This window comes from Streptomyces rectiviolaceus (assembly GCF_039533825.1).
Taxonomy (GTDB): domain Bacteria; phylum Actinomycetota; class Actinomycetes; order Streptomycetales; family Streptomycetaceae; genus Streptomyces; species Streptomyces rectiviolaceus.
In genome coordinates, this window is sequence record NZ_BAAAUG010000024.1 from 83855 (window position 1) to 110099 (window position 26245).

At 69.4% G+C, this 26245-nt stretch carries 18 protein-coding genes and 1 pseudogene; 4 read left to right on the forward strand and 15 right to left on the reverse strand.

All coding sequences use genetic code 11. The features are described from left to right. Positions 1 to 31: 31 nt before the first annotated feature. From ABD378_RS08305 to ABD378_RS08325, 5 genes are read right to left on the reverse strand one after another with little or no spacing between them, the layout of a single operon-like run. Positions 32 to 745, reverse strand: coding sequence for a glycoside hydrolase family 12 protein (locus tag ABD378_RS08305; RefSeq protein ID WP_344519847.1), 714 nt, complete (start codon positions 743 to 745; stop codon positions 32 to 34). Then, the gene (locus tag ABD378_RS08310) at positions 742 to 2781 is read right to left on the reverse strand and encodes a beta-galactosidase (protein ID WP_344519848.1); all 2040 of its coding nucleotides are present in this window, start codon (positions 2779 to 2781) and stop codon (positions 742 to 744) included. Before ABD378_RS08310 ends, ABD378_RS08305 begins: the two co-directional genes overlap by 4 nt. Positions 2782 to 2789: 8 nt before the next feature. Then, complete coding sequence (locus ABD378_RS08315; RefSeq protein ID WP_344519849.1) at positions 2790 to 3716, reverse strand: carbohydrate ABC transporter permease; 927 nt, start codon at positions 3714 to 3716, stop codon at positions 2790 to 2792. Then, on the reverse strand, positions 3713 to 4738 hold the full coding sequence (locus tag ABD378_RS08320; protein ID WP_344519850.1) for an ABC transporter permease: 1026 nt from the start codon (positions 4736 to 4738) through the stop codon (positions 3713 to 3715). The genes ABD378_RS08315 and ABD378_RS08320 overlap by 4 nt, the downstream gene beginning before the upstream one ends. Before the next feature lies 1 nt (position 4739). Continuing rightward, positions 4740 to 6425, reverse strand: a complete 1686-nt coding sequence (locus ABD378_RS08325; protein WP_344519851.1) for an extracellular solute-binding protein — start codon at positions 6423 to 6425, stop codon at positions 4740 to 4742. A gap of 253 nt (positions 6426 to 6678) precedes the next feature. Here ABD378_RS08325 and ABD378_RS08330 point away from each other — a divergent pair, with 253 nt between their 5' ends. The 3 genes from ABD378_RS08330 to ABD378_RS08340 are packed head-to-tail and all read left to right on the forward strand — an operon-like array spanning position 6679 to position 12682. Beyond that, a complete protein-coding gene (locus ABD378_RS08330; protein WP_344519852.1) occupies positions 6679 to 9552 on the forward strand; it encodes a beta-glucosidase family protein in 2874 nt (957 codons plus the stop codon). Beyond that, positions 9549 to 11855: an alpha-xylosidase gene (gene yicI / locus ABD378_RS08335; RefSeq protein WP_344519853.1), complete on the forward strand. Its 2307-nt coding sequence runs from the start codon at positions 9549 to 9551 to the stop codon at positions 11853 to 11855. The genes ABD378_RS08330 and yicI overlap by 4 nt, the downstream gene beginning before the upstream one ends. Continuing rightward, on the forward strand, positions 11852 to 12682 hold the full coding sequence (locus ABD378_RS08340; RefSeq protein WP_344519854.1) for a pectate lyase: 831 nt from the start codon (positions 11852 to 11854) through the stop codon (positions 12680 to 12682). Before yicI ends, ABD378_RS08340 begins: the two co-directional genes overlap by 4 nt. Before the next feature lie 58 nt (positions 12683 to 12740). Here ABD378_RS08340 and ABD378_RS08345 read toward each other — a convergent pair. The 8 genes and pseudogenes from ABD378_RS08345 to ABD378_RS08380 all read right to left on the reverse strand — a co-directional run. Then, positions 12741 to 13778: pseudogene (locus ABD378_RS08345) on the reverse strand (glycoside hydrolase family 43 protein); the annotation flags it as partial. A gap of 29 nt (positions 13779 to 13807) precedes the next feature. Continuing rightward, a complete protein-coding gene (locus ABD378_RS08350; RefSeq protein ID WP_344519855.1) occupies positions 13808 to 14956 on the reverse strand; it encodes an aldose epimerase family protein in 1149 nt (382 codons plus the stop codon). A gap of 142 nt (positions 14957 to 15098) precedes the next feature. Continuing rightward, positions 15099 to 16328: a multiple monosaccharide ABC transporter permease gene (mmsB, locus tag ABD378_RS08355; RefSeq protein WP_344519856.1), complete on the reverse strand. Its 1230-nt coding sequence runs from the start codon at positions 16326 to 16328 to the stop codon at positions 15099 to 15101. Between the two features lie 10 nt (positions 16329 to 16338). Beyond that, a complete protein-coding gene (gene mmsA / locus ABD378_RS08360; protein ID WP_344519921.1) occupies positions 16339 to 17877 on the reverse strand; it encodes a multiple monosaccharide ABC transporter ATP-binding protein in 1539 nt (512 codons plus the stop codon). 17 nt (positions 17878 to 17894) lie between these two features. Next, positions 17895 to 19016 carry a multiple monosaccharide ABC transporter substrate-binding protein gene (gene chvE / locus ABD378_RS08365; RefSeq protein WP_344519857.1) on the reverse strand — a complete coding sequence of 374 codons (1122 nt, stop codon included), beginning with the start codon at positions 19014 to 19016 and terminating at the stop codon, positions 17895 to 17897. Between the two features lie 3 nt (positions 19017 to 19019). Then, positions 19020 to 19988 (reverse strand): hypothetical protein, encoded by a 969-nt coding sequence (locus ABD378_RS08370; RefSeq protein WP_344519858.1) that lies wholly within the window; start codon positions 19986 to 19988, stop codon positions 19020 to 19022. 142 nt (positions 19989 to 20130) lie between these two features. Then, complete coding sequence (locus ABD378_RS08375) at positions 20131 to 21150, reverse strand: zinc-dependent alcohol dehydrogenase (protein WP_344519859.1); 1020 nt, start codon at positions 21148 to 21150, stop codon at positions 20131 to 20133. Beyond that, entirely contained in the window at positions 21147 to 22307 is a 1161-nt protein-coding gene (locus tag ABD378_RS08380; RefSeq protein WP_344519861.1) for a mandelate racemase/muconate lactonizing enzyme family protein, read from the reverse strand. The genes ABD378_RS08375 and ABD378_RS08380 overlap by 4 nt, the downstream gene beginning before the upstream one ends. A gap of 243 nt (positions 22308 to 22550) precedes the next feature. On the opposite strand from ABD378_RS08380, the gene ABD378_RS08385 reads away from it, so the two are divergent. Continuing rightward, on the forward strand, positions 22551 to 23321 hold the full coding sequence (locus tag ABD378_RS08385; RefSeq protein WP_344519862.1) for an IclR family transcriptional regulator: 771 nt from the start codon (positions 22551 to 22553) through the stop codon (positions 23319 to 23321). Here the strand turns inward: ABD378_RS08385 and ABD378_RS08390 are convergent. Both ABD378_RS08390 and ABD378_RS08395 read right to left on the reverse strand, forming a co-directional pair. Further along, entirely contained in the window at positions 23318 to 23836 is a 519-nt protein-coding gene (locus tag ABD378_RS08390; protein ID WP_344519863.1) for a methylated-DNA--[protein]-cysteine S-methyltransferase, read from the reverse strand. The two genes, ABD378_RS08385 and ABD378_RS08390, sit on opposite strands and share 4 nt — an antisense overlap. A 95-nt stretch (positions 23837 to 23931) precedes the next feature. After that, positions 23932 to 26232, reverse strand: a complete 2301-nt coding sequence (locus ABD378_RS08395) for a glycoside hydrolase family 3 N-terminal domain-containing protein (RefSeq protein ID WP_344519922.1) — start codon at positions 26230 to 26232, stop codon at positions 23932 to 23934. Between the last annotated feature and the right edge of the window lie 13 nt (positions 26233 to 26245).

The window sequence follows — 26245 nt, forward strand, 5'->3', positions numbered from 1 at the left end:
GCGGCAACCACCAGGATCCGCCGGACAGGCCCTAGCCGCCGGACACCGTGAGGGAGTTGGTCGTGAAGTCGAGGCCTCCGGCCGAGCCGCTGATCTCGTAGCCGAACTGCACGTCACCGATGGTCTCGTTGCCCATCCAGCCCTTGGTGTTCTTGATCCACTTGAGGATCGGGAGGATGTCGACGGTCCCGGACGAGGAGTCGGAGGTGCGCAGGAAGGAGAACACCTCGTTGGCGCCGTTGGTGCCCTTGTAGACCGCCCAGGTGTGGCCGCCCAGGCTGACGGTGCCCTGGGAGGTGCCGAGCGGGCCGACGTTCCCGTTGTAGTTGACCCAGAGCATGATCTCGTAGTCGTAGTCGGTGTCCCAGATGTCGTACGAGGAGTTGTAGTCGCCCGCGGAGGGGACCTTGACGTCGTACGAGCTCTTCAGCGAGGACAGCGAGTCGACCGGCTTGCCGATGACCTTCTTGGAGTTGGGGTACGACTTGATACCGCTGGTGTTCGGGTGGTCGGCGCGCACGCTCCACTTGGTGCCGGAGTCCGCCGAGACGCACTGGCTGCCCGCGCCTGAACCCCAGATGTTGTTGTAGAGGGTGTAGCCGTCCAGGGTGGTGTTGCCCCACTGGTCGCAGGTGCTCCAGACGGCGGCCTGGGCGGGGGCGGAGGCGAGACCGAGCGCCGCTCCCGCCGCCAGGGTGGGGGCGAGCAGCAGGCGGGTCAGGATGCGGCGGGGGTGTCGTGTCATGTGCGGTCTCCAGGGTGGGGGGATGGATGCCGCGGGTCCGGGCCGGGCCCGCGGTCGTCGTCGGTGGTGCGGCGCAGCACGGCCACACCGTGGCGGCCGAGGGCGATCGCGCCCTCGACCGTCTTGCCCGTCAGCAGATCGAGGTGGCTGCCCGGCACGGTCACGGTCACCGGCTCGCGGCCGTGGTGCAGGAGGAACAGGAGAGCGCCGCGGCGTACGGCCTCCACCCCGCGGGGGAGGCCTGCGAGCAGAGGCCGTACGCCTGCTTCGGCGGCCACACGCGCGAGCAGGTCGCGCAGGGCCTCGGGCTCGGGCAGCGTGGACAGATACCAGGCCCGGTCGCGGCGAAGGACCGCCGGAAGACCGTCCAGCTCGCCGCCCCGGTAGGCGGCGACCGCCTTCGCACTGTCGTCGGCCTGAAGTTCCTCCGACCAGAGCGTGCCGGTGAACTCCCCGCAGTCCACGCTCTCCCCGGCCTCCAGCGGCCACCACTCGTGCACCGTGCGGATACCGAACAGCGCGCGCAGACGGGCGTCCATGCCGCCGGTCCGCACCCGGTCGTCGGCGTCGGCCACGCCGGTGAAGAAGCCGCAGACGAGGGTGCCTCCGTCGCGTACGTAGGAGACGAGGTTGTGGATCGCGGTGTCGGTGAGGAGATAGAGGTGCGGGACCACGACCATGCGGTACGGGGTCAGGTCGTGCTCGGGGTGGGCGAAGTCGGCGGACGTGTTCGCCTCCCACAGCGCGCGGTGCCAGGCGCCGAGCACCTCCGCGTGGTCGACCAGGGCGGAGGGGCGGCCTTCCTGCCCGCCGGCCCACCAGGAGTCCCAGTCGTGCAGGACGGCCACATCGGCCGTGACGCGCGTGCCCGCCACCTCGGGGCCGACCAGGGCCAGTTCGGCGCCCAGCTCCTTGACCTCCTGGAAGGTGCGGCCGTCCTCGCCCGCGTGGCTCAGCATCCCGGAGTGGAACTTCTCCGCTCCCTGCCGGGACTGGCGCCACTGGAAGTAGCAGACGGCGTCCGCGCCGCGCGCCACCGCCTGCCAGGACCAGAGGCGGTTCAGTCCGCGCGGCTTGGGGTGGTTCACACCACGCCAGTTGACCGGCCCCGCCGCCTGCTCCATCAGCATCCAGGGACCGCCGCCCGCCTGAGAGCGCGTCATGTCCTGGACCAGCGCGCCCTGTTGGGCACCGACCGGGTCCTTCGGGTCGGGGTAGATGTCGACGGAGACGACGTCCTCGTGCGCGGCCCACTCCCACGCGTCCTGACCCGGCCACAGCGGCATGAAGTTGGTGGTGACCGGCAGGTGCGGGGTGTGCGCGGTGACGATGTCCCGCTCGGCGAGGAAACACTCGAGCAGGGCGTCGGACGTGAAGCGCCTGAAGTCGAGGACGTGGGTGGGATTCTTCAGGTAGTGGGCGCGGCGAGGCGGCAGGATCTCCGCCCAGCTGTCGTAGCTCTGGCCCCAGAAGGCGCTTCCCCAGGCCGAGTTGAGCGCTGCCAGGGTGGTGTACTTCGCCCGGAGCCAGCGGCGGAACGCGTCCGCCGCCTCGTCGCCCCAGTCGTAGGTGCAGTACTCGTTGTTGATGTGCCACATCGTGAGCGCCGGGTGGCGGGAGTACCGGGCCGCCAGGTCCTCGGTGATCGCGGCGGCGTACCTGCGGTAGACGGCACTGGAGTGCGCGAAGTGCTGGCGCGAGCCCCACCACTCCACCTGCCCGTTCTCGTCACGCGGCAGCGTCTCGGGGTGCAGGCGTCCCAGCCACGGCGGGGGAGCGGAGGTCGGCGTCGCGAGGACGACGCCGATGCCGTGCTCGTGCAGCAGATCCATCAGCCGGTCGAGCCAGCCGAACTCCCGTACTCCCGGCCGGGGTTCGAGCCGCGCCCAGGAGAAGACGCCGAGGGTGACGGAGTTGACCGACGCCTCGCGCATCAGGCGCATGTCGTCGAGCCAGACCTCCTCGGGCCACTGCTCGGGGTTGTAGTCGCCGCCGAACAGGATGCGGCCGCGGGTGGTGTCGTCGAGGGAAGGCATCGGTGGGGTCAGCCCTTCACTGCGCCGGTGAGCATGCCTTGCTTGAAATGCCGCTGCACGAACGGCGAGAGGACCGCGACCGGCAGGAGCGCCAGGACCATCACGGCCATCTGGATGGCGAGCGGCGACAGATGCCCCGTGTTGATCGCCTGGGCAAGGCCCGTCGGCTTCTGCTGTTTGATCACCAGCTGCTGCATGACGTTCTGCAGCGGCATCATGTCCGGGTCGCTGAGATAGATCGACGCGTTGAACCACGCGCTCCAGTAGCCCACCGCGTAGAAGAGCGTGATGACCGCGATCACCGCGCGGGAGAGCGGCATGACGATCCTGAACAGGATGCGCAGGTCACCGGCCCCGTCGATGCGGGCGCTCTCGATCAGCTCCTGCGCCGTGCCCATGAAGAACGCCCGCAGGACGAGGATGTTGAAGACGTTCAGGGCGCTCGGCAGGATCAGCGAAAGATAGGTGTCCGTGAGGCCGAGACCCTGCACCACCAGATACGTGGGGATCAGACCGGCGCCGAAGAACATCGTGGCGACGATCAGCAGCAGGATCGGGCGGTGCAGGACCGATCCCGGGCGCGAGAGGCCGTACGCGCACAGGACGGACACCACCATGCTGAAGAGCGTGCCGACGACCGTGACGCCCACGCTGACCAGCGTGGCCCGCGACACCTGACCCCCGCCGAGCAGCTCCTGGTAGTGGATGAACGTGACGCCACGGGGGATCACCACCAGACCGCCCGTCTCGGTGATCGTCTTCACCGACGAGAGGCTGGTGACGACCACCACCCACACCGGGAAGAGGACCGCGAGGCAGACCAGGGTCAGCGTCACGCCCTTCGTGGCGAGGCCGGCCCGGGTCGGGGGCTCCTCCCACACCGGACGCAGACCGGTGCGGCTGCCGGGTTTGATGCCGAAGTTCAGCGCACTCACCGCTTGTACACCCCCTGCTCGCCCATGAGATGGGCGGCCTTGTTGGCGCCGAGCACCATCAGGAGGCCGAAGACGCCCTTGACGATGCCGATGGCGGCGCCGTAGCCGAAGTTTCCGTTGTCCAGGCCGGTGTTCCACACGTAGGTGTCAAGGACCTCGGATGCGGTGGGACCCACGGCGGTGCGCTGCAGCAGGATCTGCTCGAAGCCGACCGTGAGCGCGTTGCCGACCTGCAGCACGAGCAGCAGGGCCACCACCGGGCGCAGTGCGGGCAACTGGATGTGCCACATGCGCCGCCAGCGGTTCGCGCCGTCCATCGCCGATGCCTCGTACAGGTCCGGGCTGACCGCTGCCAGTGCGGCGAGGAAGACGATGACGCCCCAGCCCGCGTCCTTCCAGACCATCTCGAAGGTGACAAGGAACTTGAAAAGACCCGGGTCGGTCATCAGGTCGAAGCCCTCGTGCCCGTGGTCCCGCAGGACCTGCGCGACAAGCCCCGCCCCGCCGAACATCTGCTGGAAGACCGTGATGACCAGGACCCAGGAGAAGAAGTGCGGCAGATAGAGGATCGCCTGGGCGACCGCCCGCACCCGGGGCCGCACGAAGCTGTTGATGAACAGCGCGAGCGCGATCGGCAGCGGAAAGAACAGCGTCAGCTGGATCGCGAAGATCGCCAGGGTGTTCCTGACCGCCTGCCAGAACAGCCGGTCCTCGACCATGTGCCGGAAGTGCTCGACGCCGATCCAGGGGCTCTGCGTCATCGCCTGGAACGCGTTGTCGGCGATGTAGGGGTCGTAGTCCTGGAAGGCGACGACATTGCCGATCAGCGGTACGTAGTTGAAGACGAGCAGGAGCAGCAGCGCGGGCAGCACCATGAGGAGCAGCGCGCGGTCGCGCCGCAGCCGGTGCCGCAGCGGGACGCGGGTCGCGGCCTTCTTCGTGAGCGGCGCGGCATCGACGGGCGTCGCGGGCGGTGGCGTCCGCGAGGCGGTGTCGCGTGCGTGAGTCGTGCTCTGGGCCATGTCAGGATGCCGAGTCGCCGGTCGCCCCGGTCTCATCGAGCAGCTTCTTGTACCAGTCGCGCAGCTTGTCGCCGCCGCCCGACTTCCAGTCCGCTGCCGCCTGCTGCATGTCGGCGACCTTCTTGCGGCCGCGCACAATGTCCTTCTCCAGGTCCTCGAACTCGGCGTTCAGCTCGGTGTACCGGGTCGGCTCGATGATCATCATGCCGTGGAAGAGCGGCTTCTTCGTGTGCGCGCCCTGACGCTGCTGCCACTCGACCATGCCCTCGGTGACATCCGGCAGATCGGGGTAGGCGACGAAGGGCGCGGGCGACGCGAGGTACTCGTACGTCGAGAAGACCTCGTTGTTGCCCTTGCCGTTCTTGGTGAGGACGCCGTCCTCGAACGTGTGGTGGACGCCCTCGACGCCGTACATGCGAAGGCGCTGCTCCTTCGAACCGTAGGGAGCGGCCGTGTAGTTGGCGAGGGCGAGGATGTCGTGGACGGTCTTCTCGTCGGCCTTCTCGCTGATGAACGTCCAGATGTCGGCCGGCGGACGCGCGTACAGCGTGGGGGCACCGCCGTCGGCGGCGAAGTAGTCGAACGCCTCCATGCGGAACTTCTTGTTGTCCACGCGCTGCACGGCCGCCTTGCCGTACCAGTCGGACAGGTCCTGGCAGTACATCCAGACCTTGCCCGCCGCGCACAGATCGCCGATGCTGCCGGTCTCGGCCTTCGCGTCGGGGTGGACGAAGCCCGCCGAGTAGAGCTTGCGCGACCACTCGAGGGCTTCCAGGTACTCATCGGTCTCGTAGCGGTTGACGAGCTTGCCGTCGACGAGCTTCCAGTAGTACGGCTTCTCGGGCAGCACGCCGAAGATGTTCCAGGCGGCCCAGCTCATGTCGCCGCACGCCCACACCTTGCTCTTCGGCGCGTTGAGCTGCTTGCAGAGGTCGTAGAACTCCTGGGCGCTCGTGGGTGCTTCGAGCCCCTCCTTCTCGAAGAGGTCCGTGCGGTAGAAGGGCGCGATGTTCGGCGTGGTGGCGGACGGCATCGGCAGGCCGCGCAGCTTGCCGCCGAAGATGGAACGCTGCCAGGCACCGGTGGGGATCGCGGCGAGGTTCGGGTACTCCTTGACCTTGTCGCCGCTCAAGTAGGGGCCGAGGTCGGCGAACTTGTTGGCGATGGCGCTCGGTATCTTGCCGGTCAGCTCCCAGCCGGGCACGACCACCGCGTCCGGGACGCCGCTTGAGGCGAGGACCGCGCCCAGCTTCTGGCCGTACGTATCGCCTTGCTGGTTCTGCCACTTGACGCGGACGCCCGCTGCCTTGTCCATCGCCGTCCAGTACGGATTGCCCTGCTTGGGGACGTTCCCCCAGATCGGGGCCATCACGGTGAACTCGCCGCCCCTGCCGAGCTTCTGAGGCACCGACACCTTGAGAGCGGATGCCGGCAGGGCTTTGGTGAAGCCCGCGGCCGAGCCGTTCTTGGCGGGGATGTCCGGGCTCGCGAGGGACGAAGCGGCGTACGCGGGGAGCAGGTCCTTGAGCTTCTTCCCCGTCGTGGTGCCCTCGTTCTTCGACCCGCTGCCCCCGCAGGCCGACAGCAGTGGGGCTCCGCCCGCCACGACGAGCGCGGCGAGACCGGAGTTGGCGAGAAAGGTTCTCCGGCTCGAACGGGAGCTTGCGGAGAGGGAGTTCGGCGTCATTGCGTCAACCCTTCGTGGCGCGTGGCCGGACACACGGCGGTCACCGCCGGTCGGCTTTCGAAGCGCTTCGATATTGCTGCGAGGTTAAGTGAAGGCTTGGGCCGTAACAAGAGGTGTTGCATGACTGCCGCCTTGACATCGGCTTGAGCTGCACAGAGCATCGAAGCGCTTCGAAGAACGACAAGTAGAACGACAAGAAGGACGACCACGCGTCACTTCCACCGTGCCCACCGCTCGCCAAGGGGATCCGCACGTGACCGCAAGCCCGCCGCCTTTCCGTGACCCCGAACTGCCCCTGGACCAGCGCGTGGACGACCTGCTGTCCCGGCTGACGATCAGGGAACGCATCGCGCTCCTGCACCAGTTCGCGCCCGCCGTCGAACGGCTCGGCATCGCCGCGTTCCGCACCGGACAGGAGGCCCTGCACGGCGTGGCCTGGATGGGTCCCGCCACCGTCTTCCCGCAGGCTGTCGGCCTCGGCGCCACCTGGAACGACGACCTCGTCCGCAGCATCGGCGAGGCCGTCGCCACCGAGGCGCGCGCCATGCGGGCGCGGGACGACCGCGTCGGACTCAACCTCTGGGCCCCGACGGTCAACCTGCTCCGCCACCCGCTGTGGGGCAGAAACGAGGAAGGCTACTCGGAGGACCCCCGGCTCACCTCCGCCATCGCCGTCGCGTACACCCGTGGTCTGCGCGGCGAACACCCGGACCACTGGCGCACCGCCCCCGTGCTCAAGCACTGGCTGGCCCACAACAACGAGACGGACCGGGACACCTCGTCCGCATCCGTGCGGCCGCGGGTCCTGCACGAGTACGACCTGCGGGCCTTCCGCGCGGCCGTCGACGCGGGGAACGTGGCCGGGGTGATGCCCGCGTACAACCTGGTCAACGGCCGGCCCAACCACGTCTCGCCGTACCTGCGTGAGCACCTGCGCACCTGGACGGACCAGGAGCTGCTCGTCTGCTCCGACGCGGGAGCGCCCAGCAACCTCGTCGACTCCGAGAAGTACTTCGACACCCACGAAGAGGCCACAGCGGCAGCCCTTGTGGCGGGCGTGGACAGCTTCACCGATCACGGAACCGACGCGTCGGTCATCACCGGGCGGATCCAACGCGCCCTCGATCAAGGCCTGTTGAGCGACGCGGACATCGACACGGCGGTACGCCGTCACCTCTCCGTCCGCTTCCGGCTCGGCGAGTTCGATCCCGGCCAGGGGCCGTACGCGGACCCGGCCTCGCACGCCTTCGACACCCCCGAACACCGCGCACTCGCCCAGGAGGCCGCCGAGCAGGCAGTCGTCCTGCTCAAGAACGACGGCCTGCTCCCGCTGCCCGAAGACACCCGGATCGCGGTCGTCGGGCTGCTCGCCGACGAGTGCATGACCGACTGGTACAGCGGCACCCTGATCCGCCGCAGCACCCCCCTCGACGGACTGCGCGAACGGTTCGGCGCCGATCGCGTCACGTTCGCCGATGGCGCGGACCGAGTGCGCCTGAAGTGCGAGGCGGGATGGCTCCGGGTGCCGGACTCCGAGGTGGACGGTCAAGTCAAAGGGGCCGAGATCGCCCTGGACCCGGCGCTGCTCACCGGCCGCACCGACCTGGCCCCGCTGACCTGCGGCCCCGAGCCGACCGAGTTCGCCCTCGTCGACTGGGGAGGCGGCACATGGACGCTGCGCGCCCCCGACGGGCGCTACCTCTCGGTCGCCGACGACGGCTTCGTGCGCGCGTCCGCGGATGGGCCGGGAGGCTGGGTCGTACAGGAGACGTTCGCGCTGGTCGGCCACGGGGACGGGTACCTCATCGAGCACAGGGGGACGGGTGGGTACGTCTCTGTCGCCGCCGACGGCGTGAAGGTTGCCGACGAGCCGCAGGTCTTCACCGTCGAATACCTGGAACGCGGCGAGGACGCCGTGGCCCGGGCCGCCGCGGAGGCCGATGCGGTGATCGTCGTCGCCGGGAACGACCCCCACATCAACGGCCGCGAGACCGAGGACCGCACGACGCTCGACCTGCCGCCCCACCAGGAACGGCTGTGGCGCGCGGCCCGCGCCGCCAACCCCCGCACCGCGCTCGCCCTGGTCTCCGCCTATCCGTACGCGGTCGCCGAGGCCCACACCCACCTGCCCGCACTGCTGTGGACCGCGCACGGCGGACAGGCAGCGGGCACCGCGCTCGCCCGCGTCATCGCGGGCGACGTCTCCCCGGCAGGACGTCTGCCGCAGACCTGGTACGCCGCCGACACCGACCTTCCTGACCTGCTCGACTACGACATCATCGGCTCCCGGCAGACCTACCTCTACTTCGACGGCACCCCTCTCTACCCCTTCGGGCACGGCCTGGGCTACTCCTCCTTCGGGTACGAGGACTTGGTGGCCGCGTGGGAAGGGGAGCTGCTCCGGGTCGGGTTCACCGTCACCAACACCGGGTCCGTCGGCGCGGACGAAGTGGCGCAGCTCTACACCCGTGGGCCGAGGGAAGCCGCCGCGGGCCTCGCCCTGCCGCACCGGCAGCTCGCCGCGCACCGCCGCGTTCACCTCGCTGCCGGGGCTTCCTGCCGCCTTGAGTTCCAACTGCCCCTGACCGAGCTGGGGTTCTGGGACGTACGGCACGACCGCTGGGCCGTGGCGCCGGGCGCGTACGAGATGCTTGCCGGGGCATCCAGCAGCGACATCCGGCTCGCGGCGGGCATCGACATCGAGGGCACCCCGATCGCCCCCAGGCCGGTTCGGGAGGCCGGCCTGGCGGCGACCGGCTACGACGAGCAGAGCGGCACCGAGATCGTCGACCGCACCAGGACGACCGGCGACGCCGTGTGCGCGCAGGCCGGTGGTACAGGTGAACTGGTCTTCAGGGGCTGCGACTTCGGTGACGGCGTCGGCGGTGTCTCGGTCGAGGTGGCGGGAGGGGGAGCCGTCGACCTCATCTCGGGCAGCACCGCCACCACCGTCACCGTCCCGGCTACCGGCGGCGCGTACGACTACGCCCTGCACAGCTCCGGCTTCACCGTCTCCGGAGTACGCGATCTGCGCGTGCGGCTGCGCGGCCCCCTGCGGCTCGCACGGCTCGCTTTCACCGCTACTGCCCCAGCCGCCGCCCCCGAACTCCGGAGCGAGACCGCATGAAGTTCACTGACGGCTTCTGGCTGATGCGCGACGGGGTGCGTGCCTCGTACGCGACCGACGTGCGCGACGTACGGGAGGGCGAGGGCCGGTTCACGGCGTACGCCGCCGTCCACCGGGTCCGTGAACGCGGCGACACCCTCAACACGCCGCTCATCACCGTCGAATGCTTCTCGCCCGCCGAGGGCGTGATCGGCGTCCGGGCGACACATCACGCCGGAAAGGCCGCGCACGGACCGGAGTTCAGCCTGAACGCCACCGAGGGCGCGGGGCTCATCAAGCGTGAAGGCACCGTCACCGAACTCGTCAGCGGCCCGCTCACCGTTCGCCTGGACACCGACAAGCCCTGGGGCCTCGAATTCCTCGACGCCGACGGAAAGCGGCTTACGGCCGTCGAGGGCAGAGGAACCGGCTTCGCCACCGCGCCCGACGGCAGCCACCACATGATCGGCCAACTCGCCCTGGGAGTAGGGGAGTACATCTACGGCCTCGGCGAGCGCTTCACCCCGTACGTCAAGAACGGCCAGAACGTCGACATCTGGCAGGCCGACGGCGGCACCAGCAGCGAGCAGGCCTACAAGAACATCCCCTTCCACCTCTCCTCGCGCGGCTACGGCGTCTTCGTCAACCACCCCGGCAAGGTCGCCTACGAGATCGGCTCCGAGTCCGTCGGCCAGGTCCAGTTCAGCGTCGAGGACCAGTCGATCGAGTACTACGTCATCGCCGGGCCCACCCCCAAGGAGGTCCTGCGGCGCTACACAGGCCTGACCGGCCGCCCCGCGCTTCCGCCCGCCTGGTCGTTCGGCCTGTGGCTGACGACCTCCTTCTGCACGCCCTACGACGAGGAGACCGTCACCGCCTTCGTCGACGGCATGGCCGAGCGCGACATCCCGCTCGGCGTCTTCCACTTCGACTGCTTCTGGATGCGCGAGTACCAGTGGACCGACTTCCGCTGGGACCCCGACGTCTTCCCCGACCCGGAGGGCATGCTGCGCAGACTCCGCGAGCGCGGGCTCAAGGTCAGCATGTGGATCAACCCCTACATCGCGCAGAAGTCCGGACTCTTCGCGGAGGCCGCCGCCGAGGGATACCTCGTGCGCCGCCCGAACGGCGACATCTGGCAGTGGGACCTCTGGCAGCCCGGCATGGCACTCGTGGACTTCACGAACCCGGCCGCACGCGAGTGGTACACGGGTCAGCTGCGCACACTCCTCGACCAGGGCGTCGACTGCTTCAAGGCCGACTTCGGCGAACGCGTCCCCACCGACGTCGTATGGCACGACGGATCGGACCCCGAGCGCATGCACAACTACTACGCGCAGCTCTACAACAGCACGGTCTTCGAACTCCTGGAGAAGGAACGCGGCCCCGGCCAGGCGGTCCTCTTCGCCCGGTCGGCGACGGCGGGCGGCCAGCAGTTCCCCGTGCACTGGGGCGGCGACTGCTTCGCCTCGCTCGGCGCGATGGCCGAGTCGCTGCGCGGCGGCCTCTCCCTCTCGCTCTCCGGCTTCGGCTTCTGGAGCCACGACATCGGCGGCTTCGAGGGCACCCCGGACCCGGCGGTCTTCAAACGCTGGCTCGCCTTCGGCCTGCTCTCCTCGCACAGCCGCCTGCACGGCAACGTCTCCTACCGAGTGCCGTGGGCGTTCGGCGACGAAGCGGTCGACGTGGCACGGAAGTTCACGCTGCTCAAGCACCGCCTGATGCCCCATCTGTACGCAGCCGCCGTCGAGGCCCACCGCACGGGCGTCCCCGTCATGCGTCCCATGTTCCTGGAGTTCCCGGACGACCCCGCCTGCCGCACCCTGGACCGGCAGTACATGCTCGGCCCCGACCTCCTGGTCGCCCCCGTCTTCACCGCCGAAGGGGACGTCGAGTTCTACGTGCCCGAAGGCACCTGGACCCACCTGCTGACCGGCGAGACCGTCAGGGGCCCCGCATGGCGGCGCGAGACCCACGGCTTCGACAGCCTGCCCCTGTACGTGCGCCCCGGCGCGCTGCTCCCGCTGGGCGCCGACGACCAGCGCGCCGACGGCGACTGGCTCCAGGACCTCACCCTCCTGGTCACCCCGGACACGGAGGACGGCACTGAGATCACCGTGCCCGACCTTGAGGGCAGGCCCGCTGCCGTCTTCCGCGCGGTGCGGGACGACGACGGGGTCCGGGTCACCGCGGAGGGGACCACACGCCCCTTCGAGGTGCGGACGGTGGCGGATTGGTCGGATCCGAGCGGCAACCCTTCGCCGGACGGCGGCGACAAGGACATGCAAGCCGTCCACCACCGAAGGAATGATTCGGGAACATGACCCCACGAGCGACCAAGCGCGTCCGTCATCGCCGAGGTCTCACCAAGCGCCGTGCCGTCGTCGGCGGCATCGCCGCGCTCGGCATGACCGGCGCCGCCCTCGTCACCAGCACCATGATGTCGACCGCGGGCGCGGCGACCGCCTGGCCCGAGGCCAAGGGCGAGAAGCCGACGTCCAAGACCATCGAGGTCTCCGGCACCTACGACGGCGGCCTCAAGCGCCACTACGGCACCGGCGACCTGGGCGGCGACGGCCAGGACGAGGGCCAGGACCCGATCTTCAAGCTGAAGGACGGCGCGGTCCTCAAGAACGTCATCCTCGGCTCACCGGCCGCGGACGGCGTCCACTGCCAGGGCAGCTGCACACTGCAGAACGTGTGGTGGGAGGACGTCGGCGAGGACGCGGCCACCTTCAAGGGGACATCGGCGGGCTCGACGTACACCGTCTACGGCGGTGGCGCGAAGAAGGCCGACGACAAGGTCTTCCAGTTCAACGGCGCGGGCAAGCTGGTCGTGACGAAGTTCCAGGTCTCCGACTTCGGCAAGCTGGTGCGCGCCTGCGGCAACTGCTCCAAGCAGTACCAGCGCAACATCATCGTGAACGACGTCGACATCACCGCCCCCGGCAAGTCGATCGTCGGCATCAACACCAACTACGGTGACACGGCCGCGCTGCGCAACATCCGCATCCACGGCGACAGCGGCAAGAAGATCGCCACCTGCGACCGCTTCACCGGCAACAACACCGGTGCCGAGCCGCCGAAGACGGGCACGGGCCCCGACGGCAAGTACTGCAAGTTCACTGCCTCGGACATCAGCTACAAGTAGCGGACAGAACAGCACTGCGGCACGGCCGTCCCACCGGCCGTGCCGCAGTGCTGTTTCAGCTGCCCAGCAGCCGGTCGTACTCGGCCTGGGTCACCGGCAGGACCGTGCCGTGCCGGGCGCCCGCCGGCAGAGCGGCGTTCTTCGTCTCGGTCCACTGGCCCGACGCGAGGTCCGTCGTCTCGAAGAGGACGTAGCCGCGCCCGCCGAACTCGTCGATGAGCATGTACCACTTGCCGTCGGTGTTGGACTTGAACACCGCGGGCCCCTCGCCCCGGTCGACCACACCCTTTCCGATGCAGTCGGCCACGAAGTCGTACGACGTGTCCGTGAGGCTCCTCGACTTCTCCGCCGTGATGAACTTCGAGCAGGGAGTGCCCGACGCCGGGTCCCGCTCGTCCTTCGTGAAGCGGTAGTAGTCGCGGCCGTCCTTGACCACCGTGGAGTCGATCACCGAGTAGCCGGGGTCGTTCCAGACCTTCGGCTTGCCGAAGGTGCGGAAGTCCTTCGTCGTCGCGTACAGCATCTTGTTGTACGTCGACCCTGTGTGGTCCGGGTCGTCGGCGGCGTAGACCTTGGAGGCCCAGAAGACGACGTACGCCTTCAGCTTCTCGTCGTAATACGCCTCCGGGGCCCAGGTGTTGCCCGCCGTGTCCGGAGCGACCTTCACCAGGCGCTGGTCGGTCCAGTGGATCAGGTCGGTGGACTCCCACACCATGATCGACTTGCTGCCGGTGCGCTGGACCTGGTCCCAGCTGCCTCCGCTGCCGCCGTACATCCGCAGGTCGGTGGCGATCTGGTAGAACTTGTCGCCCTTCGGCGAGCGGATGATGAACGGATCACGCAGCCCCTTGGTGCCGAGCTGCGAGGTGAGCACGGGCTTGCCGCCGTTCAACTCCTGGTAGCGCGTGGGGTCGTTGCCGTGGCTGAGCGCCATGCGGATCTGCTCGCCGTCCGCGGTGCCCTCGCCGGTGAAGTAGCTGAAGAGGTAGCCCGCGTACTTCTGCTTCGCCTTCGCGGGGGCCGGATCCGCGTGGGCGGGGGCGGCGAGCAAACCGACCAGAAGGGCCAGCAGGGGGATCAGGAATCTGGGGCGCAAGATGTCTCCTCTCTCGGGCGGAGTCCGGCTCAGCGCGCCGAGAAGCCGTGCACCGTGCTGGACCGGTAGGTCTCGCCGGGCCGCAGCACTGTCGAGGGGAACGTCGGCTGGTTGGGGGAGTCCGGGAAGTGCTGCGTCTCCAGGCAGAGGCCGTCGCCCTGCCGGTAGGTGCGCCCCGAAGGCCCGCTGAGGGTGCCGTCCAGGAAGTTGCCGGAGTAGAACTGCACGCCCGGCTCGGTGGTGGCGATCTTCATCGCGCGCCCCGACTCCGGGTCCCGCAGCGTCGCGAAGTGCTCGGGACGTTGTGTGATGCCCTTGTCCAGGACCCAGTTGTGGTCGAAGCCCTTGGCGGTCACCAGCTGCTCGTGCGAGACACGGATGTCCTCGCCGACCGTCTTGGCGCGCCGGAAGTCGAAGGGCGTGCCCGCCACCTTCGCCAGTTCACCCGTCGGGATCAGACCGGCGTCCGTGGGCGTGAACCGGGCGGCGGCCAGGGCCAGTTCGTGGTCATAGATGCCGCCGCTGCCCTCGCCCGCGAGGTTGTAGTACGTGTGGTTCGTCAGGTTCACCACGGTGGCCTTGTCCGTGGTCGCCGCGTAGTCGATGCGCCAGTCGCCGCGCGCGGTGAGCGTGTACGTCACCTTCACGCGCAGCGTGCCGGGATAGCCCATCTCGCCGTCGACGCTCACGTACCGCAGGACGAGGCCGACGCCCGTGGAGTCGGTGAACGGCTCGACGTCCCACACGCGCGTGTCGAAGCCCTTGGCCCCGCCGTGCAGGCTGTTCTCGCCGTCGTTCACGGAGAGCTGGTGGGTCTTGCCGTCGAGGGTGAAGCGGCCCTTGGCGATGCGGTTGCCGTAGCGGCCGATGAGCGCGCCGAAGAACGTGGTCCCGGCGGTGTACGCCTCGATGGTGTCGTAGCCGAGGGAGACGTTGGTGTACCGCCCGCGCCGGTCCGGGAGTTCCAGGGACTGCACGATGCCGCCGTACGACAGCACCTTCATACGGGTGCCGCCGTTGGCGAGGGACCAGCGGTACACCTTGGTGCCGTCGGCCAGCTTGCCGAAGAGTTCCTTGGTGGGCGTGCGGCCCGCCGAGGCGTACGAGGTGCCCGCGACGGCGGCGGTGAGCCCTGCTGCGGCGGTCGTGGCCAGGACGGTGCGTCTGCTCGTTTCCATGTGAGACTCCAAAGAGGAGAGTTGTGGAGAGGGACGGCCGGGCCCCGTCAGGGGCGCGGGGCTGGGACATGTGCGGCTCCGCCGCGCGGGCGCGAACAGCCCCCACCGGCCCGCGGATTCAGCACTCGCTTCCTGCGGCCGCCTAACGGCCGACCTTGCGCTTGTTCCAGACGTCGAACCCGACGGCGGCGAGCAGTACCAGGCCCTTGATGACCTGCTGGTAGTCGGTGCCGATGTTGACCAGGGACATGCCGTTGTTGAGGACACCGAGCACCAGGCCGCCGATCACGGCGCCCATCACCGTGCCGACGCCACCGCTCATCGACGCGCCGCCGATGAACGCGGCCGCGATCGCCTCGAGTTCGAAGTTCAGGCCCGCCTGCGGAGTACCCGCGTTGAGGCGCGCCGCGTACACACAGCCCGCGAGCGCGGCCAGTACGCCCATGTTGACGAAGATCAGGAAGGTGACGCGCTTGTCCTTGACGCCGGACAGCTTCGCCGCCGCCTTGTTGCCGCCGAGCGCGTACACATGACGTCCGACGACCGCGTTGCGCATCACATAGCCGAGGGCGATGAGCAGACCGCACATGATGAGCAGCACCACGGGCACGCCGTGGAAGCTCGCGAGGGTCAGCGTGAAGGCGATGACCGCGGCAGTGATCGCCACCAGCTTGGCCACCCACAGGCTCGTCGGCGTCACGTCGAGGTCGTAGGCGAGCTGCTGCTTGCGGCTGCGCCATTCGCGGAAGAGCAGGAACGCGACCGTCACGAATCCGAGCACAAGGGTCGGGTTGTGGTACTGCGTGTACGGGCCCATCTCGGGGATGAACCCCTTGGCGATGTTCTGGAAGCCCTCGGGGAACGGCGAGAGCGACTGGCCCTCAAGGACGATCTGGGTGAGACCGCGGAAGAGCAGCATGCCGGCAAGCGTCACGATGAACGACGGGATGCCGACGTATGCGATGAAGAAGCCCTGCCACGCGCCCGCGACCGCGCCGATCAGGAGCGAAAGGACGAGCGCGAGCACCCAGGGCATGTCGTGTTTGACCATCATCACCGCCGACATGGCGCCGACGAAGGCGACAAGCGAGCCGACGGACAGGTCGATGTGACCGGCGATGATGACGATCATCATGCCGATGGCCAGGATGAGGATGTAGCCGTTCTGCTGGATCAGGTTGGACACGTTGTTCGGCAGGAGCAGCGTGCCGTCGGTCCAGATCTGGAACAGGACGACGATGAAGGCCAGGGCGACGAGCATGCCGTACTGGCGCATGTTGGAGCGCACGCTCTGCAGCAGCAGAGCACCGGCGGACTCCTTGGCGGGCGGCGTGGACGAGGTGTCACGTGGCGGCGTGGTCGTGGTGGTCATGGCGGATGCCTCAGCTTCTGTTCTTGGTCATGTGGCGCATCAGGAGTTCCTGGGTGGCGTCCGCGCGGTCGACCTCACCGGTCAGCCTGCCCTCGGCCATCGTGTAGATCCGGTCGCACATCCCGAGCAGCTCGGGCAGTTCGGAGGAGATGAAGAGCACCGCCTTGCCCGAGGCCGCCAGCTTGTCGATGACGGTGTAGATCTCGAACTTGGCGCCGACGTCGATGCCGCGCGTCGGCTCGTCGAGGATCAGCACGTCGGGGTCGGCGTGGATCCACTTGCTCAGGACGACCTTCTGCTGATTGCCGCCGGAGAGCCGCCCCACCTGCTCGAAGACGGTGGGGGCCTTGATGTTCATCGACTTGCGGTAGCGCTCGGAGACGGAGCGTTCGTGGTGCTCGTCGACGAAGCCGTCCTTGCGCCGCATGCCCGGCAGCGAGGCCAGGGAGATGTTGCGGTTGATGTTGTCGATGAGGTTCAGGCCGTACTGCTTGCGGTCCTCGGTGACGTAGGCGATCCCCGCGTCGACCGCCGCGGGCACGGTCTTCGTCACGACCTCGCGCCCGCCGACGGCCACCGTGCCGGCGACGTACGAGCCGTACGAACGCCCGAAGACGGACATCGCGAGCTCTGTTCGGCCCGCGCCCATCAGGCCCGCGATGCCGACGATCTCGCCGCGCCGCACGGTCAGCGACACGTCGTCGACGACCTTGCGCTGGTGGTCGACCGGATGCCGCACCGTCCAGCCCTGCACGGACAGGGCGAGGGTTCCCGCGTCCTCCCCTTCGTAGGGCGTGCGGTCGGGGAAGCGGTGGTCGAGGTCGCGGCCGACCATGCCGCGAATGATGCGGTCCTCGGACAACTGCTGCTCGGAGTCCGGGGTCTCACGGACCGTCAGGGTCTCGATGGTCTGCCCGTCGCGCAGAATCGTCACCGAGTCGGCGATGGCCCGGATCTCGTTCAGCTTGTGCGAGATGATGATGCAGGCGATGCCCTGAGCGCGCAGCTCCAGGATGAGGTCGAGCAGCTTGGCGCTGTCCCCGTCGTTGAGCGCGGCCGTCGGCTCGTCCAGGATGAGCAGCTTCACCTCCTTCGACAGGGCCTTGGCGATCTCCACGAGCTGCTGCTTGCCCACGCCGATGTCGGCCACGGGAGTCTGGGGCTTCTCGCTCAGACCGACCCGCTTGAGCAGGGTGCTCGCCCTGCGCAGCGTGTCGTTCCAGTCGATGAGGCCCCGGCTGCTCTGTTCGTTGCCCAGGAAGATGTTCTCGGCGATGGACAGATACGGGACGAGCGCCAGCTCCTGGTGGATGATCACGATGCCGTGCTTCTCGCTGGCGCGGATGTCCTTGAAGGCCATCCGTTGACCCTCGAAGTGGATCTCGCCGTCGTAGCTGCCGTGCTCGTGGACGCCGCTGAGGACCTTCATCAGCGTCGACTTGCCCGCGCCGTTCTCGCCGCAGATCGCGTGGATCTCCCCGGCGCCCACGGTCAGATTCACGTCGGAGAGCGCCTTGACGCCGGGGAACGTCTTGGTGATGCCGCGCATCTCCAGTACGGGGGCGCTCACTTGAGCTGCCCAGCCTTGAAGTAACCCTCGTCGATCAGGAGTTGGGTGTTGGACTTGTCGACGCTGACCGGATCGAGGAGGAAGGACGGCACGGTCTTCTTGCCGTTGTTGTAGTCCTTGGTGTTGTTGACCTTCGGCTTCTTGTCGTTCAGGACCGCGTCGCCCATGGACACCGTCCGCGCGGCCAGCTTGCGGGTGTCCTTGAACACCGTCTGCGTCTGATCACCACGGATGATGGACTTCACCGACGCGAGCTCCGCGTCCTGTCCGGTGATCACCGGCAGTGGCTCGCTCTTGGAGCCGTACCCCGCGCTCTTGAGCGCGGAGATGATGCCCATCGAGATCCCGTCGTACGGCGAGAGGACCGCGTCGACCTTCGCGGAGCCGTAGTTCTTGCTGATCAGGTCGTCCATGCGCTTCTGCGCGGTGCCGCCGTCCCAGTCCAGAGTGGTGGCCTGGTTCATCTTCGTCTGCTTGCTGCGGACCGTCAGCTGGCCGCTCTTGAAGTACGGCTCGAGCACCTTCATGGCGCCGTTCCAGAAGTACTTCGTGTTGTTGTCGTTCGGCGAACCCGCGAACAGCTCTATGTTGTGCGCGTCGCCGCCCTTCTCCGGCTTGCCCAGCTTCAGCTTGTCGACGATGTACTGGGCTTGCAGGCGGCCGACGCGCTCGTTGTCGAACGACGCGTAGTAATCGACGTTGTCCGTGCCGAGGATGAGGCGGTCGTACGAGATCACGGGGATGCCCGCGTCGTGCGCGCGCTGGAGGACCTCGCTGAGGGCGGAGCCGTCGATGGCGGCCACCACGAGGAGGCTGCGCCCCTTGGTGATCATGTTCTCCAGCTGGGCGATCTGGTTCTCGACCTTGTTGTCGCCGTACTGCAGATCGGTCTTGTACCCGGCCTTCTTGAACTGCTCGGCCATGTTGTTGCCGTCGGCTATCCACCGCTCGGAGGCCTTGGTGGGCATCGCGAGACCGATGGTGCTGCCCTTGCCCTCGTCCGGCTTGTAGCGGCTGCCGCCGATGGCCTCCTGACCGCAGGCGGTCAGGGAGCCGAGCAGGACGGCGGTGGCCACGGCGGCGGTGAGCCGTACTTTTCTCGATGTGCGGGTGCTCATGGGTCAGTCCCCTTCCGGGACGGGGAAGCGCTGGAGCTCGCCGGGCAGACGTGAGCCGAGCGGCGACATCCCGCCGTCCGCTCCGTGCCGGGCGAGCAGGTCGAGGGCGAGACGGCCGCGGCGGACCCGTTCCCGGGCGGTGGCCAGGGTGTGGTCGCGCAGGTGGGCACCGTAGGGATAGATGCCGGGGGACTTGCTCAGGCCGAACTTGAGGTAGATCGGGGCGCCGCGCCGGATCAGCTCGGCCGCCTCGTACATCCGGACGTAGCCGCCGAGGTCGTCGGGCGCCTCGACGTACAGGTCCATCGGGGCGCGGCTTGCCCGGCGGATCTCCGTGAGGTGGTCCAGGGTGAGGTCGGAAGGAATGTTCAGGGAGTCGGCGCCGAGCCGCTCGTAGACCGCGTACGAGGCCGGGTTGACCGGACCGATCAGGGCCGACACCTTGAACGTCGTGTCGGCGGGAAGCACACCGGCAGCGCGCAGCCGGTGCAGCGTCCACAGCACGCCCTCGTCGGCGACGAGCAGGCAGCGCACCCCCAACTCCGTGGCGCGCACGGCGTCTTCGACGCTCCCGGCGAGCGCGTCATGGCCGCGCGAGCGAAGCCCGCCGCCGCCGGAGTCGGTACGGGTCGCGGCGCCGATGTCCCAGGTGCCGCGCGGCCCGGTGAACAGGCAGAGCTCGATGTCCCGTTCGGCGCAGGACTCCACCATCTCGGTGATCTCGTCGTCGGAGAGCATCCAGATGCCGCTGCCCTGGCTGATCCGGTGGATCGGCACATCGAGCCGCGAGCTCTCCTTGAGCACGACGGCGAGCGCCTCGGGCCCCTCCACGGAGGGGATCTCGGTGCGCCAGGTGCCACCGTCGGGGAACGCGTGCGGGGACGCGTCGGCCGGGTCGACGGCGGGTACGGGGTGCCCGATGCGGGCGAGGGCGTCGACGCCGGGGCGGCGGGGTGCTGACGGGCTGGTCACGGGACTCCCATACGCTGTGAATGACGCTGTGTTCGATATTTCGTACGTTGGTCGGTTCGGTGGGTGTACGGCGGTACGGGGGTTCTGCGGGGCGCTGGTCACCACGTACCGCCGTACGTCTCAGGGGGATCTCAGGGGCATCTCAGGGGCGCAAGAGCACCTTCCCGGTCTTCGGGTCACCGCCGCCGACCAGCGCCACGGCCTCGCCGAATTGCTCCAGCGGGAACTCGTGCGTGATGAGCGGGGCCGGGTCGAGCAGGCCGAGCCCGAACGCGCGGACCGCGTCCGACCAGGCGGAGGACGGCGCGCCGAAGACGCTGCGCACCTCCAGCTGGCTCAGCGAGAGATGCACCGGATCGATGCCGACCGCGCCGGGCGTGAACATGCCGGTAAGGACCACCCGGCCGCCCCTGCGCGCGAGCAGACAGGAGGATGCGGCCGTGCTCGGCGCGCCCGCGGTCTCCACGACCAGGTCGAAACGGCCGTGGTACGCCTCCGATTCGGCGGGCGTCAGGCTCTCGCTCGCCCCGAAGCCAAGCGCCTGATTGCCGCGCTCGGCCCGCGGGTCGATCACGGCAAGCTCGCCGGGCGAGGAGGCGGCGAGCAGCTGCACCGCGAGCATCCCGAGGGTGCCCGCGCCGACCACCGCGATCCGCTCGCCGGGCCGCGGACGTCCCGTCCGCACCGCGCCCGCGATCACCGCGGCGGGTTCGAGCAGGGCGGCGGCGGCAAGGTCCGCGTCCGGGTGCAGGAGGTGCAGAAGCCGGGCGGGGACGGCCACGTGGTCGGCGAAGGCGCCGGGCTCGGTGAACCCGGTCTCCGCGTACCCGCCGTCGCACAGGCTCGTCTCCCCGCACCGGCACCGCTCGCAGGTCCCGCAGGCGCGAAACCCCTCGGCGACGACCTTCTGCCCGGTGAGCGCCGGATCGATGCCCGCGCCGGTGGCCTCGACCGTGCCGGACCACTCGTGCCCGGGGATCACGGGGTAGCGCACATAGGCGGCGTCCCGGTGACCGTCGTACACCTCGCGGTCGCTCATGCAGATCCCGGCGGCGGCCACCCGGACCAGGACCTCACCGGGTCCGGGCTCTGGCCGCGCCCCGACCGTGAGCCGGTGCGAGCCCGGCCGGTCGATGACGATGGCGCGGGAGTCGGTGCTCACTTCCCGGCCGCCTTGGGGGCCCGCTTCTCCCAGCCCTCGGCCCACAGGTCGAACCGCGCCTGCTGCTGGGGGAACTCGGCTGCCGCGTCCGTGTCGAGCTCGACGCCGAGGCCCGGCTCGTGCGACACCTCGAAGTAGCCGTCGACCACCTGGGGCGCGCCCTTGACCACCTTCTTGATCTCCGCGTCCGCGAAGTCGTTGAAGTGCTCCAGGATCTTGAAGTTGGGCGTGCAGGCGGCGAGTTGGAGCGAGGCCGCGGTGAGCACCGAGCCGCCGACGTTGTGCGGGGCGATCAGCGTGTAGTGCGTCTCGGCAGTCGCGGCCAGCTTGCGGGTCTCCAGGATGCCGCCGATGTGGCCGAGATCCGGCTGGATGATGTCGGCGGCCTGCGACTCGAAGAGCTCGCGGAACTCGATCCGGTCGTGGATGCGCTCGCCGGTGGCGATCGGCATGTCGACCTTCGCGGCGACCTTCTCGAGGGCCTTGAGGTTCTCCGGCGGCACCGGCTCCTCCAGCCAGGCGGGCCGGAACGGCGCGAGCTCCTTCGCCAGGCGCACCGCGGTGGACGGGCTGAACCGCCCATGCATCTCCAGCATCAGCTCGGCGTCCGGGCCGATCGCGTCCCGCACCGCCTCGATCAGCGAGACCGCGTAGGACGTGCCCGCCTGGTCGAGCTCGAAGTGGCCGGTTCCGAACGGGTCGATCTTCAGGGCGCGGTACCCCCGCTCGACCACGGCCCGAGCGGCCTTGTGGTACGCCTCCGGAGTGCGCTCGGTGGTGTACCAGCCGTTCGCGTACGCCTTGACCTTGTCGGTCACCTTGCCGCCGAGCAGCTGCCAGACCGGCACGCCCAGCGCCTTGCCCTTGATGTCCCAGCAGGCCATCTCCACGCAGGCGATGCCCGACATGACGATCTCGCCGGCCCGGCCGTAGTCGCCGTACTTCATCTTCCGCACGAGATCCTCGACCGCGAACGGATCGGACCCCACGATGTGGTTGGCCGCCGCCTCGCGGAGGTAGCCGAGCAGCGCGTCGGTGCGGCCGAGCATGCGGGTCTCGCCGACGCCGGTGAGGCCTTCGTCGGTGTGGACCTGGACGTAGGTGAGATTGCGCCACGGCGTCCCCACCACGTGCGTGCTGATTCCCGTAATACGCAAGGCAGTTGCCCCTTGGTTGTTCGGTATTTCGTCACACGTTCGAAATGTTGGCGTGACCGTATTCACGCAGGCGGCAGGGTGTCAATGGCTCGAACGAAATGGTCTTGGGCCGACAGGTACCCCTCAGGCCGTTGCGCGCCGAACGTCGCTGTGTCTAGCCTGTGTTCGTCATATCGATCGTTGACCGAAGTTTCGGACGCAGCTTGGAACGCGACTTCGGACGCACGGGGTGGGAGGCCGACCATGGGACGACTGGTTCCAGCGGTGACCAGGGCGCTGGACATACTGGAGCTGTTCCTGGAGGGCGACGGGACACTGTCCGCCCCCGAGGTCACCCGCAGACTCCAGCTGCCGCGCACCACCGTGCACGAACTGCTCACCACCCTCGCCGCCCGCTCGTACCTTGTCCAGATCCCGGACCAGACGGGCCGCTACCGCCTCGGCGTACGGGCGTACCAGCTCGGCAGCCGGTACGCCGAGCAGCTCGACCTGGCCGCCGAGGGCCAGCAGGTGGCCCGCGAGGTCGCCGAGACCTGCGACGAGACCGTCCACGTGGCCGTCCTCGAGGACACCGACGTCATCTACATCGCCAAGGTGGACTCCACGCACGCGGTGCGCATGGTCTCCGCCGCGGGCCGCAAACTGCCCGCCCACTGCACGTCGGTCGGCAAGATGCTGCTAGCCTCATTGCCCCCGGCCGAGCTCGAGACCCGCCTGGCGGGACGCGAACTGGTGGCGATGACCCAGAACAGCATCACGGAGCCGGACGCACTGCTCTCCGCGCTCGCCGACATCCGGGAGCGCGGGGTCGCGGCCGAACACCGCGAGTCCAACCCGGACGTGAGCTGCGTGGCCGCCCCGGTCCGCGACAGCGCGGGCCATGTCGTCGCGGCACTCTCCATCTCCGTGCCGATGATCCGCTGGAGCGAGCAGCGCGAAGAGGAACTCGCCGATCTTGCCGCCAAGGGCGCGGGCGATCTCTCGGAGCGCCTTGGCCACCGGGGCGGACGCTAGTTCTTCGACTCCAGGTCCAGGAGCCGCTGCTTGGCCTCAAGGCCGCCCGCGTACCCGGTCAGCGAGCCGTCGGCGCCGATGACCCGGTGGCAGGGGCGGACGACGAGCAGCGGGTTGCGCCCGATCGCCGTGCCCAGGGCGCGGACCGCGGCGCGCGAGACGCCGAGCTGTTCGGCGAGCTTCCCGTACGTGGTGGTCCTGCCGTACGGGAGGGTGTCGAGGGCGTGCCAGACCCGCTCCTGGAAGTCGGTGCCGACGCCGCTCACGTACTCGATGTCGAAGTGCGTGAGCGTCCCGTCGAAGTACGAGCGCAGCTGCCCGGCGATCACGGCGAAGGCCTCGTCGTCGCGCACCCACCCGTCCTGGACGGTGGCGCCGCCCTTCTGCCCCGGCATGGACAGCGAGGCCAGCGCGGTGCCGCCGTTCGCGGTGGCCGACTCCTGGCCGACCAGCAGCAGCTCACCCAGCGGGCTCTCGACGGTCGTGTAGACGGCCTTGGCCATGACCTTGGTCATCAGTTGCTCCCTGTTTCCATCCCGGTGAATCCCGGTGACACCCACAAGTCTGCGGGCTTCGCGGGCGCGCGGCTGGCGGGATTCGGACGTGGCGCTCACCCGGGCGTCAGGGTCAGAAGGGTGCCGCTCGTGCGGTCGGCGGACGGCCCGGTCTCCAGCAGGACCTCGCCGGGCTCCACGACGTACTCCAGGGCACGGTCGAGCGAGGCCAGGGTATCCGCCTCGACGGCGAAGACGACCTCGGCGTGTTCGCCGGGCGCCAGATCGACACGGGCGAAGCCGCGCAGCTCACGGACGCGCGGCCAGGAGCCGGAGCCCACGAGCCGGCGCACATAGAGCTGCACGGTCTCCCGCACGGCCCGCGCACCCGTGTTCGTCACGGCGACCGCGCAGCTGAGCCCCGGATCGCTGACCGGAGCCTTCGAACGGGAGAGCCGGGGCTCCCCGTACTCGACGGTCGTGTACGAGAGGCCGTGGCCGAAGGCGTGCAGCGCGGTGGCGGGCTGGTCCACATAGCCGCGGTAGCCGTGATCCTTGGCGTTGTAGAACACCGGGAGCTGGGCGGCCGAGCGCGGCACGGAGACGGGCAGCCGCCCCACGGGCTCCGCGCGCCCGAAGAGCACATCGGCGACCGCCCGCCCTCCCCACGGCCCCGGATACCAGGCCGACAGCACGGCACGGGCCCGCACGCCCAGCTCCGGCACGGCATGCGGCCGCCCCTGGACGAGCACCACGACGACGGGGGTGCCGGTGGCGGCCACGGCATCGAGTAGCGCCAACTGCCCGTCCGGAAGCCGTAGTTCGGCAAGGTCGACACCCTCGCCGCACGTCATGCCCGCCGGAGCACCGGAAGCCACGACAGCGGCCCCATTGCTTTCGAAGCGGGTATCGGCCTCCCGCGCGCTCGACCCGCCGAGCACGAGTACGGCCGTGTCGGCACCGGCGGCCAGAGCCACCGCGTCCGCGATCCCGCCGCGGTCGCCGCCGGTCAGCTCGCATCCCCGCGCATACGTCACCTCGACGCCCGGCGGCGCCACTGCCTCGATGCCGCCGAGGACGGTGAGCCCGGTGCCGGGGCGCTGCGGCGCGGTGTAGTCGCCGAGCTGCTGGGGGAGCGAGTCTGCGTTCGGGCCGATGACGGCGATGCGGGACGGGGCGGCCAAGGGGAGAGCCGACCCGTCGTGGCTCAGCAGGACGATGGACTCGCGGGCCAGGCGCTCGCTCAACTCGGCTTGGTCTGCGGCACTTTGGGTCGTCCCGTCGACGTAGGGCCGCTCGAAGAGCCCCAGGCGGAACTTCAGGGAGAGGACCCGCGCGACAGCCGCGTCCAGGGCGTGCTCGGGGACCAGGCCACGCTCCACCGCCTCCACGAGGCGCGGGAAACAGCCGTCCCACAGGCTCAGATCCGTCCCCGCGCCCAGGGCGAGCGCGCCCGCCGCCACCGGGTCACCGGCGAGGCGCACGAGACGGTCGAGGGCGCATCCGTCGGCCATGACCAGACCGGTGAACCCCCAGCGCTCGCGCAGGAGGCCGGTGAGCAGCTCCCGGTTGGCCGCGCACGGCAGACCGTCGTACTCGTTGTACGCGGCCATGACGCCCGCGGCCCCGGCGAGGACCCCCGCCCGCGCCGCCACCAGGTGGATCTCGTGGAGTTCGCGCGGTCCGAGCTCCGTGGCCGCGCTGTTGCGGCCGCCGACCGTCGCTCCCTGCCCGGCGAAGTGCTTGAGCACGACCGCGGCACGGTCGGCGCCGAAGACGGAATCGGCATCGCTGCCCTGCATGCCCCGCACCAGCGCCTCCGTGAAGCGCGCCGCCAGATACGGGTCCTCGCCGAAGCACTCCTCCGCGCGACCCCAGCGCGGATCCCGGACCAGGTCGAGCGCCGAGACGAGGGCGACATGGCCGCCCCGGGCGCGCAGTTCGGCCGCTGCGCCCGCCGCGGTGGCCTCGTACAGACGCGGGTCCCAGGTCGCGCCCACCGCGAGATTCACCGGAAGGACCGTGCCGTCCAGGGCCTGATGGCCGTGCGGGACCTCCTCGACAAGGAGGACCGGGATGCCGAGCCGGGTGCTCGACATGACGTGCCGCTGCACCGAGTCGGCGACCCGTGCCGCGTCCGTGGCGGTGATGCCGTCCGCGAACGTCACCCCCGACCACGGGTCGGCGCGCTGCAGTCCGTACAGCGCGCCCATCCCGTCGAACGCGGCGACCTCGGCGCGGAAGGCGTCCGTCAGGCGGTGACCGCCCTGTGCATCGGCCGTCCGCTCATAGGCGTCCCAGCCGTACATCCGCTGGTTGACCTGGCCCACCTTCTCGGTGAGCGTCATCCGCGAGAGCAGGTCGCGCACCCGGTCGGCGACCGGGGCGCCCGCATCCCGGTACAGGGGCGCGTCCACCGGGTTGACCGGG